General features: G+C 54.1%; 13 protein-coding genes. 9 read left to right on the top strand and 4 right to left on the bottom strand.

Features of this window, described 5'->3' with window-relative positions:
• Positions 1-36: 36 nt before the first annotated feature.
• Both ACR0CW_RS10915 and xylB read right to left on the bottom strand, forming a co-directional pair.
• Positions 37-354: a VOC family protein gene (locus tag ACR0CW_RS10915; protein ID WP_480787795.1), complete on the bottom strand. Its 318-nt coding sequence runs from the start codon at positions 352-354 to the stop codon at positions 37-39.
• A gap of 409 nt (positions 355-763) precedes the next feature.
• Entirely contained in the window at positions 764-2,200 is a 1,437-nt protein-coding gene (gene xylB / locus ACR0CW_RS10910; protein WP_480787794.1) for a xylulokinase, read from the bottom strand.
• Positions 2,201-2,320: 120 nt separating this feature from the next.
• Here xylB and ACR0CW_RS10905 point away from each other — a divergent pair, with 120 nt between their 5' ends.
• The 8 genes from ACR0CW_RS10905 to ACR0CW_RS10870 all read left to right on the top strand — a co-directional run bounded on the left by ACR0CW_RS10905 (position 2,321) and on the right by ACR0CW_RS10870 (position 12,309).
• Positions 2,321-3,346: a LacI family DNA-binding transcriptional regulator gene (locus ACR0CW_RS10905; RefSeq protein WP_480740961.1), complete on the top strand. Its 1,026-nt coding sequence runs from the start codon at positions 2,321-2,323 to the stop codon at positions 3,344-3,346.
• A gap of 95 nt (positions 3,347-3,441) precedes the next feature.
• Positions 3,442-4,743 carry an ABC transporter substrate-binding protein gene (locus ACR0CW_RS10900; RefSeq protein WP_155150391.1) on the top strand — a complete coding sequence of 434 codons (1,302 nt, stop codon included), beginning with the start codon at positions 3,442-3,444 and terminating at the stop codon, positions 4,741-4,743.
• Positions 4,744-4,851: 108 nt separating this feature from the next.
• Positions 4,852-5,718, top strand: a complete 867-nt coding sequence (locus ACR0CW_RS10895; protein ID WP_170331925.1) for a carbohydrate ABC transporter permease — start codon at positions 4,852-4,854, stop codon at positions 5,716-5,718.
• Positions 5,719-5,730: 12 nt separating this feature from the next.
• Positions 5,731-6,561, top strand: coding sequence for a carbohydrate ABC transporter permease (locus tag ACR0CW_RS10890; protein WP_170331927.1), 831 nt, complete (start codon positions 5,731-5,733; stop codon positions 6,559-6,561).
• A 12-nt stretch (positions 6,562-6,573) separates the two neighbouring features.
• On the top strand, positions 6,574-7,578 hold the full coding sequence (locus ACR0CW_RS10885; RefSeq protein WP_480787793.1) for an ABC transporter ATP-binding protein: 1,005 nt from the start codon (positions 6,574-6,576) through the stop codon (positions 7,576-7,578).
• The gene (locus ACR0CW_RS10880) at positions 7,575-8,348 is read left to right on the top strand and encodes an L-iditol 2-dehydrogenase (RefSeq protein WP_480787792.1); all 774 of its coding nucleotides are present in this window, start codon (positions 7,575-7,577) and stop codon (positions 8,346-8,348) included. Before ACR0CW_RS10885 ends, ACR0CW_RS10880 begins: the two co-directional genes overlap by 4 nt.
• Positions 8,348-9,859: a mannitol dehydrogenase family protein gene (locus tag ACR0CW_RS10875; RefSeq protein ID WP_480787791.1), complete on the top strand. Its 1,512-nt coding sequence runs from the start codon at positions 8,348-8,350 to the stop codon at positions 9,857-9,859. Before ACR0CW_RS10880 ends, ACR0CW_RS10875 begins: the two co-directional genes overlap by 1 nt.
• Positions 9,860-10,482: 623 nt before the next feature.
• Positions 10,483-12,309 (top strand): BCCT family transporter, encoded by a 1,827-nt coding sequence (locus tag ACR0CW_RS10870; RefSeq protein ID WP_480787790.1) that lies wholly within the window; start codon positions 10,483-10,485, stop codon positions 12,307-12,309.
• Between the two features lie 33 nt (positions 12,310-12,342).
• Here ACR0CW_RS10870 and ACR0CW_RS10865 read toward each other — a convergent pair whose 3' ends face one another.
• Positions 12,343-12,924 (bottom strand): TetR/AcrR family transcriptional regulator, encoded by a 582-nt coding sequence (locus ACR0CW_RS10865; protein WP_480787807.1) that lies wholly within the window; start codon positions 12,922-12,924, stop codon positions 12,343-12,345.
• A 191-nt stretch (positions 12,925-13,115) separates the two neighbouring features.
• Here ACR0CW_RS10865 and ACR0CW_RS10860 point away from each other — a divergent pair, with 191 nt between their 5' ends.
• The gene (locus ACR0CW_RS10860; RefSeq protein ID WP_480787789.1) at positions 13,116-14,510 is read left to right on the top strand and encodes an aminotransferase; all 1,395 of its coding nucleotides are present in this window, start codon (positions 13,116-13,118) and stop codon (positions 14,508-14,510) included.
• A gap of 64 nt (positions 14,511-14,574) precedes the next feature.
• On the opposite strand, the gene ACR0CW_RS10855 is transcribed toward ACR0CW_RS10860, so the two are convergent.
• Positions 14,575-16,143 (bottom strand): trimethylamine methyltransferase family protein, encoded by a 1,569-nt coding sequence (locus ACR0CW_RS10855; RefSeq protein ID WP_480787788.1) that lies wholly within the window; start codon positions 16,141-16,143, stop codon positions 14,575-14,577.
• Between the last annotated feature and the right edge of the window lie 24 nt (positions 16,144-16,167).

Below are 16,167 nucleotides of genomic sequence, written 5' to 3'. Positions count from 1 at the left end.
CGGCGCAGTCTGCGACATGTTCACCCCAGACGAGTGCTACAACTTCTTCCAGGCCGCAGGATATGAAACCAATTGAGCCAGACGCGCTCTAAATGCGATATGGCCACGTTCGACGGGGTTAATCGTCTCACCGTTCTTGAACGCAACTTCCAGGTTTTTTTCAGCCAGATGCATCTGCATTCCGCCATCAGTCGCGAAACGAATCTTGCCACTGTAGCCACTATCGTCAGTCTCATCTGGCCGGGGGAAGTTCTCAATCGGAATATCGGCCAGCCCCAAAACCTGCGTATAAAACCGGTGCATCCGATCGACGTCTTCTGAGACAAAGTTGATGTGGTGAAATTCAAGTTTCATGAAAGCCCGGTCTTTTGATTGGTTAGTCTGCTCAGAAAATCTCAAAGGCAGACGACAGGCAAGCCCTGTATCAAAGAGTTTGGATAGGGAGGGAACGGCGCAGATTTTCGGCAGGGCTAATTGCAAGGTTTTCCTGTATCGACTGCGCTCGACCAATCTGAGCGACCCGTTTTTTACCAGACTTACCACTTCTATTGAATCGAGTTCAGGTGCGCGGCTTCATCAAGGGGGGCGTAGCAGGAAACGTCACAGGCACTGATAAGTTCTATCTCGACTGGAATAACCATGGATGCCAAGTGGCAAAACTCTGTGTGGCCTTATTGAAAATGTGAGACGACAAAGAGTTTTACCATATGCGACACAAAGCTCTTTCATCACGCTTGAGATCGCGAAGGATGTTTAGAAGCTGCTAGCTGACGTTCTTGATGGCAGCATAAAGCTGGCGAAATTGGGCCAACCGCTCGAACAGCAGCGCCATTTCGGCTGGCTCGAACCTATCTGTTGTTGGCGGCTGAAACGCGAGATCGGATATAGCAACGGCACCGTCACCACAAGCCGCCAGCCGGGCCGCACCATAGGCCGGGCCAGTTTCGGCTCCTTCCGAACGTACTATCGGTTTATCAGTCGCAGTAGCGATCAGCTTCAACAGCAGATCTGATTGAGCACCCCCACCGATGGCAGCCAGCTCCGACAGACTGCCCATCGTGTCACCGAAGCTCTGAGCCGCATCAGCAAAGCAAAATGCAACTGACTCCAATACTGAACGACAGATGTCAGCGCGTGTCGTTGAGTCCTCCAAGCCAAAGAAACAGGCCCGGATGTGTGGGTCTCCGAGGGGGCTGCGTTCACCGGTAAGGTAAGGCAGAAAAATCGGCACGCGATCACCTCTTACCGTTTCGGCAAGGGCAACAACTTCAATCGCGGAAAGCCCCAGTTGACCGCCGATCCATGAAATCGGCCTTGCGCCGTTCAGCATCGCCGCCATTTGATACCAACGCTCGGGCAGCGTATGCGCAAATGCGTGTACATAACGTTCAGGGTTGGGCTTGTATTTGCGATCTGCCACAAACAGTTGGCCAGAGGTCCCAAGCGAGATGAAACCACGCCCCGGTTCCGTCGCGCCCAAAGATATCGCTCCTGTTGCAGCGTCTCCCCCTCCGGCCACCACGGGCACACCGGATTTCAACCCGCTCTCGGCGGCAGCTTGTGCTGTCACAGCCCCCACCACCCTGTGGCCGTCAAAAACCTGTGGCAACCAATCGGGCGAAACCCCTGTGTCCTCGGCGATACCTACATGCCAGCTTCGCGAAGCCTGATCGAACCACATTGTACCGGCAGCATCTGACGTATCAGTTGCCAACTCTCCGTGCAGGCGTAGACCGATGTAGTCTTTGGGCAGCAGGATATGTGCAAGTCGGGCATAGTTTGCCGGTTCATGTTTTTTAAGCCATGCAATCTTCGGCGCGGTAAATCCCGGCAAGGGAAGGACACCCGCGATCTGCCCAATCTGCGGCTGGGTCATGCGCAATTCATCGCATTCAAATGTTGCCCTGCTGTCGTTCCACAATATTGCCGGGCGGATCGGGCGAAGGTCGCGATCGAGTATAACCGCCCCGTGCATTTGACCGGACAACCCGATGGCTTTCACTTCTGATAGTTTGATTTTGTCTGCAAGCATCCTCAAGGCATCGCGCGTCGCCTGCCACCAAAGATCCGGGTGTTGCTCTGACCAGCCGGGCTGCGGCGAAGACGTCTTGATCCCCACTGAAGACGTCGCAAGAATGCAGTCGGCATCTGCGCAAACAAGCTTGACCGCTGACGTTCCGATATCGATCCCGAGATACATTCAAACCCCTTGCCTGCACAAACGCCCGGAACTTGTCTGGCTATTGATTTTTTAGCGCGCGCAAAGAATATGTAAAAACATGATAAGATCAAGGCGACTAAGATCCGCAGGCAAGCTGGCATGACTAAAATTAAGAATATGGAAGAGTTCGCGACCCTGAGCGGGATCTCGCGGCCCACTGTGTCCAAGTACTTCCACGATCCCGACAGTGTTCGCCCGACAACAAGGGCTCGCATCGAAGAAGCGCTCGAACGGTTCGATTATCGTCCCAACATTTATGCGGTGAACCAGAACCGAAAGCTAACCAAGAATATCGGAATCGTCGTACCTTATCTGGCTGACCCATTTTTTGCAGAAATCGCGCGATATCTGGAACAATCCTGCTTTGCTGCAGGCTATCGCCCGTCCCTGTTCAGCTCACATGGCGAACAAAGGCTGGAGAATGAAATTCTGGACGGGTTGCAATCCATGAAACCCGCAGGAGTTCTGCTGGCGCCTCTGGGGCGCATGTCTGACCGATCTGCGATCGAGAAGTTCTGTGCCAATGTGCCGACTGTTCTGTTTGACAGCAACCTTGATGGTCTGGGTGCGGCCTTTGTTGGTTCGGATAATTTTAGTTTTGTCTCGCAGACCGTGGAATACATGACACGTACGGGGGAACCCCCTTCTTTCTTTGAAATGCGCACACCTGCGAACCCAAATGCCAACAAGCGAAGGAAGGCCTATGTCGAAGTGATGGAGCGCCTAGGGTTCGAACCGCATATCATTAAAGTAGATGGCAAAGGTTGGGCCTTTGAAGAGATCGGGCACAGGGGTGCACTTAAAATTCTGGAAGAGCGCGGACTAAAGACGGACTCGGTTTTGTGCAGCAACGACCGGCTCGCCATTGGCTTTCTTGCAGCCTGTTTCGAGCAGGGGATTCGGGTCGGTCGGAAAGAAGGCTGCACCCTGCGGGTGGCCTCAAATGATGATCACCCGTTCGCAAAATTTACGTGCCCATCACTGACTACGGCAGCGCATGACTACGACAATGTGGCCGGACGAAGTGTCGAAACTCTGTTCGAACTCATTGAAAGTGGTGGGGAATTTGCAAGCCGCACTGAAACTCTTTTCCCTGCACGACTCGTTTTGAGGGACTCTGCGTAACTCAAGTTTTTTAACGCGCGTAAAGTTTTTATTGACGTCGCGATAATTTACACTCTAGGCTCTCTGCACGACATCCAAGCTCAGGGAGGACAGGGATGTATCTGAAGCACGCACTTCGTGCGGCGACTGCGTTGACTTTCGTCGCCACGGCAGCGGCCCATGCGCAATCCATCACCATCGCCACTGTGAACAACGGCGACATGATCCGGATGCAGGGCTATACCGACAAATTCACCGAAGCGACCGGCATTGATGTTGAGTGGGTGACACTGGAGGAAAACGTGCTGCGTCAGCGCGTGACCACCGACATCACCACCAAGGGCGGTCAGTTCGACATCATGACAATCGGCATGTATGAGACGCCGATCTGGGGCGCAAATGGTTGGCTGGTGCCGCTGGACGGCATGTCGGCTGAATACGACGTCGCCGATATTCTACCTGCAATGTCTGGCGGCCTGAGCCACGATGGAACGTTGTATGCAGCGCCGTTCTATGGCGAAAGCTCAATGATCATGTACCGCACCGATCTGATGGAAAAGGCCGGAATGGAGATGCCTGAGGCACCCTCCTGGCAGTTCATCAAAGAAGCGGCAGCCGCGATGACCGACCGTGACGCCGACATCAACGGCATCTGCCTGCGTGGTAAGGCCGGTTGGGGTGAAGGCGGCGCGTTTATCACTGCGATGTCAAACTCGTTCGGTGCCCGCTGGTTCGACGAAGACTGGAAGCCTCAGTTCGATCAGCCTGAATGGGCCGATACGTTGAACTTCTACGTTGAAATGATGACGGAATCCGGCCCGGCCGGCTATGCTACCAATGGGTTTAACGAAAACTTGTCGCTGTTCCAGCAGGGCAAATGCGGCATGTGGATCGACGCCACCGTTGCGGCTTCGTTTGTGACCAACCCCGATGACTCGACTGTCGCGGACCATGTTGGATTTGCACTGGCACCCGATACCGGATTGGGCAAGCGCTCCAATTGGCTTTGGGCATGGGCGCTGGCCATTCCCGCCGGTACACAGCAGGAAGACGCAGCCAAGCAGTTCATCGAGTGGGCGACATCAAAAGACTACATTGAGCTTGTCGCTGAAAACGAAGGCTGGGCAAACGTTCCACCAGGAGCACGTACATCTCTGTACGAGAATCCGGAATACCAAAAAGTCCCGTTTGCCAAGATGACACTGGACTCGATCCTGACAGCTGATCCGAACAATCCGACGGTCAAGCCCGTACCTTACGTTGGCATCCAGTTTGCAGCGATCCCGGAATTCGCAGGTATAGCGACCCAGGTCAGCCAAGAGTTCTCGGCAGTCTATGCCGGACAGCAAACGGTTGAGGAAGCACTTGCCAAAGCGCAGGCCTTCACCGCTGAAGAAATGGAAGCCGCAGGCTACTGAGATCTTCTCCCCAGTGGGTGGGCAGATATCTGCCCCCCGCTCCCGACTTCCACAAATCGCGTTTTTCTCGCAGGCTAGCGTTACGCCTGAACAGAGAGGTCTTGCATCATGGCAACCCAACATTCCCGATCCGTTGCTCGCCTGATGATGGCGCCCGCAGTTGTCCTGCTGCTTGGCTGGATGCTCGTCCCTCTGACCATGACCCTGTATTTCTCGTTCAAGAAATATCTGCCACTGCGTGGTGGAGATCTGGGCTGGGTTGGGTTCGACAACTATGTTCGCTTCGTCTCGTCCAGTTCTTTCTGGCCTGCCGTACAAGCGACGCTGGTGATCGTGGGCGGAGTGCTGGTGATCACGGTTATTCTGGGTGTTTTGTTAGCCATGCTGCTGGATCAGCCGATGTGGGGCCAAGGTGTTGTACGCATCCTCGTCATCGCGCCGTTCTTCGTCATGCCGACAGTTTCCGCTCTGGTCTGGAAGAACATGTTCATGGATCCGGTGAACGGTTTGCTGGCCCATCTATGGCGTTTCTTTGGAGCCGAACCGATCTCATGGTTGTCAGAAGCTTCGATGACCTCGATCATTATCATCGTATCCTGGCAGTGGCTGCCCTTTGCGACCTTGATCCTGCTGACCGCGATCCAGTCTCTGGACAGTGAACAGCTGGAAGCCGCTGAAATGGACGGTGCGCCACCACTGAAGCGCTTCTACCACATCATTCTGCCGCATCTCAGCCGGGCGATAACGATTGTGATCCTGATCCAGACGATCTTCCTTCTGTCGATCTTCGCCGAGATCTTTGTGACCACCGGCGGCGCATTCGGCACCCGTACACTCACCTACTTGATCTTCCAGCGCGTGCTGGAAAGCCAGAATGTTGGCCTTGGATCAGCTGGAGGTGTCTACGCAATCATCCTTGCCAATATCGTTGCGATCTTCCTGATGCGCATCGTCGGCAAGAACCTGGACGCGTGAGGAGGTAAGACCATGGCCCGCGCTGTCACAACCCGCCGCAAATCGCTGAACACTGTCCTTGCCTGGGCCGTTGGTCTGCTGATCTTTTTCCCGATCCTCTGGACCATCCTGACCAGCTTCAAGACCGAGGCGCAGGCGATCGCAAGCCCGCCGTTGTTCCTGAATTTTAACTGGACGCTTGAGAATTATGCCATCGTACAGGAGCGCTCGGACTATATGCGCTTCTTGTGGAATTCGGTTATCATTGCGGGTGGTTCAACTATACTTGGTGTGATTATCGCGGTGCCGGCCGCATGGGCGATGGCATTCGTGCCATCCAAACGCACCAAGGACATCCTGCTGTGGATGCTCTCGACAAAGATGCTTCCTGCTGTAGGTGTTCTCTACCCGATCTACCTGCTGTTCATCCGGCTAGGTCTGTTGGACACCCGTGGGGGATTGGTCGTGGTGCTGATGCTGATCAACCTGCCGATCATCGTCTGGATGCTCTACACGTACTTTCGCGAAATTCCGGGGGAGATTCTGGAAGCCGCGCGTATGGATGGGGCATCGCTGAAAGAAGAAATCCTATACGTGCTGACGCCGATGGCCGTTCCTGGCATTGCCTCGACCGTCCTGCTGAACTTTATCCTGGCGTGGAACGAGGCGTTCTGGACTCTCAACCTGACCGCAGTCGACGCGGCACCGCTAACCGCCTTTATCGCCAGCTATTCCAGCCCCGAGGGCCTGTTCTTTGCCAAGCTCAGCGCGGCATCGACAATGGCGATCGCTCCAATTCTGATCCTTGGCTGGTTCAGCCAGAAACAACTTGTCCGCGGCCTGACCTTCGGCGCTGTGAAATAAGGAAGACACTTCATGGGACGCATTCAACTCAAGTCCGTGACTAAAAGCTTCGGCGATGTAGAGGTCATTCCACCACTGGACCTGACAATTCAGGATGGCGAGTTCACCGTCTTTGTCGGCCCGTCGGGTTGTGGGAAATCTACGCTATTGCGTCTGATCGCAGGGCTGGAGGATATCACTTCAGGATCGATTGAGATCGACGGGGCAGATGCCACGGATGTACCGCCCGCAAAGCGCGGGCTTGCGATGGTATTCCAATCCTATGCACTTTATCCGCACATGACGGTCCGTAGGAACATCGCCTTTCCACTGCGTATGGCGAAACTGGATCAGGCCGAAATCGATAAACGGGTCGAAGGTGCGGCGCAGGTTTTGAACCTGAGCGATTATCTGGATCGAAGACCCGGTCAACTATCTGGTGGTCAGCGCCAGCGTGTGGCCATCGGTCGTGCTATTGTGCGCGAGCCAGCCGCGTTCCTGTTCGACGAACCGCTGTCGAACCTCGACGCAGCTTTGCGCGTCGGGATGCGACTGGAAATCAGCGAGCTACATGAACGTCTGGCGACCACCATGATCTATGTTACCCACGATCAGGTTGAAGCCATGACCATGGCTGACAAGATTGTGGTACTGCAGGCCGGCGTGATCGAACAGGTTGGCACCCCGCTGGAGCTGTATCGCACACCCCGGAACCTGTTTGTCGCCGGATTTATCGGGTCGCCGAAAATGAACTTTATCGAGGGTGAAGAGGCCGCGAAACATGGTGCCCATACAATCGGTGTGCGCCCCGAGCATATCGCGGTTTCTGACAGTGAGGGGGCATGGTCCGGCGTCGTTGGTGTATCGGAACACCTCGGATCAGACACGTTCTTCCATATTCATGAAACTGGTCTGGCCGATACGATCACCGTCCGGGCAGATGGCGAGGTTGGGTTCCGCCATGGGGACCGCATTCATCTGACACCACGTACAGATGTGATCCACCGATTCGACGCGAAAGGCTTGCGGATCGAATGACACGTTTGACAGGCAAAACCGCCCTAATCACAGGGGCCGCGCGAGGCATCGGGTTGGCCTTTGCCAAAGCCTATGTGGCCGAGGGCGCTCGTGTCGCCATCGCCGATATCGACATTCAGCGCGCGCAGGATGCGGCTAGCGAGATTGGTGAGGCTGCTATCGCCATTGAGATAGACGTGACCAAACAGCAGAGCATAGACGAAGCTATCGCAAATACCGTCAGCCGTTTCGGTAACATCGACGTTCTTATCAACAACGCAGCCATCTTCACTGCTGCACCAATCGCTGAGATTGATCGGGCCGACTACAACCGTGTGTTTGACATCAACGTCGCTGGCACGTTGTTCACGATGCAGGCCGTCGCTCGCCACATGATCGAACACGGAACCAAAGGCCGGATCATCAATATGGCCTCGCAGGCTGGTCGAAGGGGTGAGCCTTTGGTCGCTGTCTACTGCGCGAGCAAGGCCGCTATCATATCCCTGACTCAATCGGCGGGCCTGAATCTAATCTCACATGGGATCAACGTGAACGCGATTGCTCCGGGCGTTGTTGATGGCGAGCACTGGGACGGCGTTGATGCGTTCTTCGCTAAACACGAAGGCAAACCACTCGGACAGAAAAAACAGGAAGTGGCGGCAGCGGTCCCATACGGTCGAATGGGCCGCGCCGAGGATCTGACCGGGATGGCGGTTTTTCTGGCTTCTGATGATGCCAAATACATCGTCGCGCAAACTTACAATGTCGATGGCGGAAATTGGATGAGCTGATGGGTCCTGTGGCGAACTCAAAATCTCCGGTTCGGCTGCGGCGCGACAGTTTTTCAGACCTGCCGCCGACTGTAAGGACTCCGACCTATGTGTCTTCGGACTTGTCACCCGGCATTATCCATATTGGAGTTGGCAATTTTCACCGCGCGCATCAGGCTTGGTATCTACACCAACTGATGCAGCAGGGTCTGGCTCATGATTGGGCGATCATCGGAGCAGGTGTGCGAGCCTATGACGCCGAGATGCGAGAGAGGCTGCTTGAGCAGGACTGTCTGACAACACTGATCGAACTGGATCCAAATGGGATATCCGCTGAGGTGATTGGTTCGATGACAGACTACCTGCCGATAGAGGAGGATAATGCCACGCTGATCCTCAGAATGGCCGATCCATCCATCCGAATTGTTTCACTAACCGTAACCGAGGGCGGATATTATCTGGATGCCAACACTGGCACTATCAACTTAGCTCATGATGATATCCGTCATGACGCGGAAAACCCTAACCAGTCTCGCACAGTGTTTGGTGCTATTGTTGCGGCGCTTAGGCAGCGTCGGGCGAATGGGGCGAAACCGTTTACTGCTCTGAGCTGTGATAATCTTCAAGGCAACGGGGAGATCCTGCGAAACTGCGTTGTTGGGTTGGCACGTATCTCAGACCCTGAACTGGCTGATTGGATTGACCAGAACGGAGCCTTCCCCAACTCTATGGTAGATTGCATTGTGCCCGCAACGACTGATCAAGTGGTCTCGCAATGTGATGCACTTGGCATCGATGACCATGCGCCGGTTTCGCACGAGAACTTCCGCCAATGGGTGATCGAGGATGATTTCTGCGCAGGGCGGCCGCGGCTCGAACAGGTTGGAGTAACCCTGACCGACGATGTTCATAGCTATGAGACTATGAAACTGCGCATTTTGAACGGGGGTCACCAACTGCTCGCCAATGTCGGGGAAATTCTGAATGTTCCGACGATTGCAGACTGTATGCAGGATCAGGATATCGTAGCATTTTTCAGGAAAGTTCAGGCCGAAGAAATATTGCCTCATGTCGAAGCCGTCCCCGGAACCTCAGCTGAGCAGTACCTTGGGTTGGTTGAGAGGCGATTTGCAAACACAGCGATTCACGACACAACCCGCAGGGTCGCGTTCGACGGATCCGCGCGTCATCCAGGGTTTCTTGTTCCGTCGCTGCGCGATGCACTAGAGGCGGGTTCTTCGGTAAAAGGGCTCGCGTTGGCCGAAGCTTTTTGGTGCCGGATGTGTGCGGGTGTTCGTGAAGATGGTTCTGAAATCGCTCCCAACGATCCCCAATGGGAGAGCTTGCAAAAAGCAGCGTTGGCATCGAAAGCTGACCCAGAGCTTTGGCTCGAGCAGCGCCGGTATTACGGAGACTTTTGCCGCAGTGCACAGTTTTCCGCTGCCTTTGCGTCCTGGCTGACCGCAATATGGCAGAATGGCAGCCGGGCGGTCATCGCTGATTATGCCACTAACGGCACCAATTCACGCTAATCGAATATGCAAAACGCGATCAATCACGTAGTCATCCAACGTATTCGACCGTATTCGACAATCAGAACAATAAAGTACTCGGCCCACAACCAATGCGCTTGTAGTAGGCCTTTGCATACCGACCTCTGAGCTTGTTCTCAGCGCTACAAGCACCTGACACGCGAACAGCCGCCATTCGCACCGTGAGCAATGACCATTGGGGACCAAACAACAAAGTCTCATAACAACGCGAGCGTTTCTGTCCGATACAATTTAGCCAAGGCCACATCAGAGTTGCCTCCGTTTGCTTTTACCAGCCTCAAACCGCTACTGGAACTTCCTGGGGCGATCCTCTTAATTTCTGGCAATTGCGAGGATCGCCCCAGGAACTTTCCTTCGTGCAAATCTCTCAGGCTTCGCTCTTGGGTTTGCGGCGACCAAAATTCGAAGTGTTCCGAGCGACCACCAACCAATTGTCATTGAGATACGATCTGTTGCGTGTGGCGGGCCAAGTTCATGGCGGTGGAAAACTCAGCAGATCAGGTCTATTCTTTGGGTATTATGAAAATCGCGCGCGCTCGTGATGGATAAGGCCCGGCAGCGCCAAGTGCGAAGCAGTCAATCTATGAGAGACCGGCAAAAACATGGCGCTTGAGGACCCCTTCACAGACCTCATAATAGAAACGCAACGAACTGGGTTTTATAAAGGATATAGCTTGCCGATTGCATTGGTGAGCAAGTTTTCGGTTTCGCTGCTGGTGCTTTGGGCACTGGTGTGGCCATTGTCAGCAAACGATACATTGCGATCGTGGAAGTCCGGCTTGCTGGCCGAATTCAACACCTTCTACAACCTTTCGGTCGGCCTGTTTGTAGTTTTCCTTTTACTTGTCGCGCTCATTCCTGCAACCGGGCGAAAGCGGCTCGGGGCCGAAGGAGATATGCCCGAATTCTCGAACTTCTCCTGGTTTTCAATGATGTTTGGTGCGGGTCTTGGCGTGGGTCTTATGGTTTATGCAACCGCTGAACCGCTTGGGCTGTGGGGAACCAATCCATTGACTGTATCCGGGTCAGTCACACCCAAGAGCGAAGAGGCGATTGAAGGAGCTTACCGCTACACGTTTTTGCACACCGGTTTTCACGCATGGGCAATATATGTGGTCACCGGTTTGAGCCTTGCCTACTACGCCTATACCCGCGGAATGCCTCTGACTATCCGCACCGCACTGACTCCGTTGCTCGGAGAGTATTCCAACGGTTTTGCAGGTCATGTGATCGATATACTCGGCGTCGTGGCGACGATACTCGGCGTGGCAGTAACCATCGGCTATGGCGTTTCGCAACTGGTGGACGGAGCCTTTCTGATTACCGGCGCAAGTTGGCTCGTGGAAAATCCGCTAACTACAATGAAACCCTCGACTGCCGGCCTGATCACGGCGTTGTTGGTGGTCATGATGATGTCGACACTATCTGCCGTCTCTGGCGTGGGGCGCGGTGTCAAATACCTGTCGAATATTAACCTCTTGTTGTCTTTGGTTTTGTTGGCCGTATTCATTGTTTTTGGCTCATTTGGATTTGCCGCAACAACCTACGCTTCGGCTCTGGTCGACTACATCAAAAACTTCATCCCAATGAGCTTTCAAGCCTACCGCCCGATTTCGGAGGTTGAGTTTGCATCAGTATTACCGGCTGAGGCGGCCCCATTTGTCGGAGAGTTATTCGCTGGTGCCACAGATGCCTGGGGAACGAAGGCAGCCTTTCTTGAAGGTCTGAGCAACGATGCCGCTGCTCTTTCCGACGCGGCCAAAGCTGCGGCTTACGACGCGGGCACGCAAGGACGATTGTTTGAATGGCAAGCCGGATGGACAACTTTTTACTGGGCTTGGTGGATCGCGTTTTCACCCTTCGTGGGTCTTTTTCTGGCGCGTATCTCCAAGGGCCGAACAGTGCGCGAGTTCATTTTTGGCGCGGTCATTGCGCCGTCGCTGGTTTGCTTCGCATGGATGGCCATTCTGGGCGGTGCCGCCATCGATATGGAGCTAAATGGGGATGCGAATGGGGCAATCCTTGCCGCATCGACGACATCGACACTGTTTGTCACGCTGAGTGAAATGATCTCGGGCAACTTTCTCACGGTCATGAGTGTCATGTGTGTGCTGTTGACAATGACATTTCTGGTTACGTCAGCCGACTCTGGCATCCTTGTGATGAACACGATCATGTCCGGTGGGTCTGAAGACACCGGCTTGCTTCATCGTATTATCTGGGGCGTTCTTCTGACCCTTGTCATTGGAACTTTGCTTATCGCGGGCGGCGGCGGACTAGAGGCTTTGACCAATTCGATGATCATTGGCGCGCTACCGTTCAGCGCAGTGTTGCTGCTAATGTGCGTCTCTCTGGCCAAAGCGATGATCAACGACCTGCGTCGGCTGAACTACGAGGCGCAATCAGAGGGATCGCCGGGCTCACAATAGCCCGTGGTTAGTCCTTGAGACTTCCGGCTGCGTTCATCCAAGGATCGAGCGGATTTCAAAGTGTTTTGGAAACATTGACTGCAGTACAAACAGGCAGATTTTCAAAGCCTCCTCAGGTTTGAAAATCTCAGAGTGCAAATGGTAGTCGGTCCAAAGCCCTTCCAACAAAGCAATCAATGCGTCTGTTGCAAGTTTAGCGTCGACGTCCTCGTATTCACCTTCGCGCTTTATTTGCTCCAACAGCTTCAGGATCACCGTGCGGAAGCGTTTATCTCGCGAGTCGATAAATGGAAATATGTGAGGGTTCGATAGCGCTTCGGCCCGGAACGAAAACCAGATCGCAACGTCCCGCGCATTAAGGACCAACGGGTCGAAATCAGCCTTTAAGATAGAAATCAGCTTCTCAGCAGGGCCCAACTCTGGATTATCTGCGATTGCTTTCCACTGTCCCGCATAGCGCGCCGATAGCTCCTCTGCTACCGCAAGCAGCAGCTTCTCTTTCGAGCCAAAGTGCAGGTTCACCATTCCCCGCGACAACCCTGACAGCTCCTGGATTCTTGCCGAAGTCGTCCCTCGAATTCCGTATTTATGGATGGCGTCTGCTGCCGCCTGGATCAGCTGCTTTCGGTTCTGCAGCTTGCTCAGATCTCGGGCATTGGTTGGGATATCGGGCTCGGCAGAAATGTCAGTTTCCTTTGGTGATGTACTTGCCTTTTGCTTTTCGCATCTAGCGAAGCAGAAGTTCAAGGATTGACATTGAATGAATGTTTGTTCATTTTGTGAATTATGTTACATTGTGGTGCCGCATGACCCTTTTGAACTCGGACTTTCAGTCTGTACGTGACTGGGACAACAGACATTTCCTACATCCATGGGAGGGGATGTCGTACCTAGGCCAAAATGAACGAACCTTTGCCGAAAGCGGTCTTGGTATCTACGTCGTGACGGAGGACGGCAATCGCCTGATAGATGGACCTGCAGGCATGTGGTGCGTTCAATTGGGCTATGGAAACACCGAGATTGCCGATGCGATGGCCCAACAGGCGAAAGAGATGGCGTATTTCTCGCCTTTCAATAACGCCAACTCAGCGCCGGCCAGGCTAGCACATGAGATTGCCAAACGAACGCCGGGCGACCTGAACCATGTGTTTTTCACAACTGGCGGCTCTACGGCAGTGGATAGCACGTTAAGGTTTGTGCAGTTCCGCAATAACGTGCTGGGAAAACCTGAAAAGAAAATCGTGATCTCACGCCAAAAAGCGTATCACGGTTCGACGTATTTGGCCGCCTCGGTATCTGGCAAAGAGCGCGACAAAGGGTGGTTGGATCAGGCAAGCCATCTGGCGCGCTTTCTGCCGAACGTAAACCCCTATACACGCAATCAAGATCAGACGATTGATGACTTTCTGAACGAAAAAGTTGCTGATCTCGAGAACATGATCCTGCAGACCGGGGCAGACAAGGTCGCTGCTTTTATCGCCGAACCAATCCTGTGTTCGGGTGGGGTCATCGTACCTCCGAAAGGTTATCACCAGCGTTGTCTTGAAATCTGCCGGAAGTATGATGTCTTGTACATCTCAGACGAGGTCGTGACCGGATTTGGGCGACTTGGACATTGGTTCGCATCTGAAGATGTCTTTGGAATTCAACCCGATATCATTACCTGCGCCAAGGGGATGACGTCTGGCTATGTCCCCATGGGGGCCTGTATTATCTCTGACCGTCTGATTGCAGATGTGAGCGGAGAAAACGCACAGGACGCTACGTTTTCAAACGGTTTCACCTATTCAGGCCACCCAGTAAGCGCAGCTGCAGGTTTGAAGACCATCGAAATCATGGAGCGTGACGGCATTCTGGAGCATGTCCGCGCGATTACGCCGCTGTTCGAAGAGCGTCTTCAAGATCTGTCAAACTTACCGCTGGTCGGCGACGTCCGTGGTATGGGTCTGGTTGGCTGCGTTGAGTGTGTTGCGGACGCCCAGGCGGACAACCTTTTGGATCTGGATAAATCCGTTGGCGCATTAATTGACCGGCATTGTCAGGAGAACGGGCTGATCCTGCGGCCGATCATCAACATGTGTGTGTTTTCTCCGCCGCTGATCATCAAGGAAGCCGAGTTGAATCAGATGTTTGACATCCTTGAAAAAGGCATCCGGCTGGCAACCGAAGACCTGACGCGCCAAGGCGCATTCAGAAACTAGAGACGTTGTCGAAGCCGCTTCGCAACCTTGTTCGTTGCGAAGCCTTTCCTTTGCACAGCAACTTTTAACCAGCGCGCATTGCCTCACGGGGCAATTTGATCGGGAACCTGGACCGAACCTCTTCATCCACCTTGCTGCCAAAGTAATTCGGATAGTGATTGGATAGGATATCATCCACAACGGACCGGCTCCGCTCGAACATGTCCTGACGACCGGCCTTCTCCCAAGTATCTGTCAATTCACGGTCCATCAGGGCCGGATAAACATACTCGGTTTCCATGTATTCCAGGGTCTGCGCGTTGCCGAGGAAATGGCCTGGATCAATTGCGCATTCATGAATGACATCGACCGAAAGCGTATCATCGCTCACCTCAATTCCGCGAAGCGTTCGTGAAATCATACCGGCGGCCTCGTTGTCGATGACCATGGACTCAAAGCTACAGCCCATCAGGCTGCCAAGCATCCCGCCAAATTCACAGAGTCGGTTGGCCCCCGCATGAGCCGCTAAAGCGAAAGTTAACGCCTTTTCCAGGCCATACTGTGCATCAGGTATCTTGGAATCCGTCATGCCGCATCCGACGCTAGTTGGCAGATTGTAAAAATTGCCCATCTGGATCGCCGCCGCAGAGATCAACGCCTGCTCACCACTACCACCTGTAAATGAACCAGTGCGCAGGTCAGTAATAAATGGCCAGGCTGCAAAGACCACCGGAGTCCCCGGATTGATCAGGTTGGCGATGGCGACACAAGACAGGGTCTCGGCCACAGCTTGCGCCAGAGTACCAGCCAACGGCGCAGGAGATGTCGCCCCTGCCTGTGGCGGAACGGCCAGATCGCAGACAAGGCCCATCTTTGCCGTATCAATCAGAATTTCCAGATTTTCGCGCCCGAACCGAAGCGGGGAGACGATGGGACAGCCACCAAAAATCACCGAGGGCTTTTCAAGGAACTTGCCTTCCCCGCCCGATGCCAGATCGAATAGATGAATGGCGTCTTGTATGTGTTCGCGCGTGCGGAATGTCAGACAGGATGGTTTCTCGCTTCCCGCCAGAATGGCGTATAGCATGCTCATGTCATGCTCGTAGTCCTGAGGCACATCCGTTGCCAGAACCGTATCACCGGTCATGTGAATGTTGTCGAGCCGGTCAACCAGACGGGTGAAATCGTAGATGTCCTTGAGGGTTGATGGTCGGTAACTGCGCGTTTCCGCGTCGAACGTTGTCACTGCCGTGCCGGAGTTTGCGTAATACACCTTGTCCTTGGTGCAGTGCATGTCGTCCTTACCAGCTCGCGATCCGCGTGCATGGATATAAAATTCGCTGGCGGCCTTGGCCAACAGGTCTTCCATCAATGCCCGAGGAAAGCACAACCTGCCATGCTCATTCACTATCGCCCCTTTGGGCAACACGAGATCAAGAACTTCCGGCGTGGGATCCCCTACCCCAGTACGTTCCAATATGCTGAGGGCAGCCTCGTGAATGCGCGACATGTCCGCGTCTGAAAGTGGCCTGTATCGCCCACCAGAAATGCCCGGCCAGATTGCCTGCGAGGCGGCGTTACTGTTCCGCACTGCGGCTCGTGCTTCGCGCCCGCCCCCGCGCCGTTGTGATCTGCGCTGAGTTAACTCTGTCATGTTTAGTCTCCGAATTCTGAGCGT

The organism is Ruegeria sp. CH6, assembly GCF_056537005.1.
This window is presented reverse-complemented; position numbering and strand designations above follow the sequence as displayed.

What these genes read in the sequence shown, in the direction of transcription:
- ACR0CW_RS10890 (WP_170331927.1), top strand. Translation starts at nt 5,731, where the DNA reads ATGGCCCGCGCTGTCACAACCCGCCGCAAATCGCTGAACACTGTCCTT.
- ACR0CW_RS10875 (WP_480787791.1), top strand. Translation starts at nt 8,348, where the DNA reads ATGGGTCCTGTGGCGAACTCAAAATCTCCGGTTCGGCTGCGGCGCGAC.
- ACR0CW_RS10860 (WP_480787789.1), top strand. Translation starts at nt 13,116, where the DNA reads ATGACCCTTTTGAACTCGGACTTTCAGTCTGTACGTGACTGGGACAAC.
- ACR0CW_RS10870 (WP_480787790.1), top strand. Translation starts at nt 10,483, where the DNA reads ATGGCGCTTGAGGACCCCTTCACAGACCTCATAATAGAAACGCAACGA.
- ACR0CW_RS10915 (WP_480787795.1), bottom strand. Translation starts at nt 354, where the DNA reads ATGAAACTTGAATTTCACCACATCAACTTTGTCTCAGAAGACGTCGAT.
- ACR0CW_RS10880 (WP_480787792.1), top strand. Translation starts at nt 7,575, where the DNA reads ATGACACGTTTGACAGGCAAAACCGCCCTAATCACAGGGGCCGCGCGA.
- ACR0CW_RS10895 (WP_170331925.1), top strand. Translation starts at nt 4,852, where the DNA reads ATGGCAACCCAACATTCCCGATCCGTTGCTCGCCTGATGATGGCGCCC.
- ACR0CW_RS10905 (WP_480740961.1), top strand. Translation starts at nt 2,321, where the DNA reads ATGACTAAAATTAAGAATATGGAAGAGTTCGCGACCCTGAGCGGGATC.
- ACR0CW_RS10900 (WP_155150391.1), top strand. Translation starts at nt 3,442, where the DNA reads ATGTATCTGAAGCACGCACTTCGTGCGGCGACTGCGTTGACTTTCGTC.
- xylB (WP_480787794.1), bottom strand. Translation starts at nt 2,200, where the DNA reads ATGTATCTCGGGATCGATATCGGAACGTCAGCGGTCAAGCTTGTTTGC.
- ACR0CW_RS10885 (WP_480787793.1), top strand. Translation starts at nt 6,574, where the DNA reads ATGGGACGCATTCAACTCAAGTCCGTGACTAAAAGCTTCGGCGATGTA.
- ACR0CW_RS10855 (WP_480787788.1), bottom strand. Translation starts at nt 16,143, where the DNA reads ATGACAGAGTTAACTCAGCGCAGATCACAACGGCGCGGGGGCGGGCGC.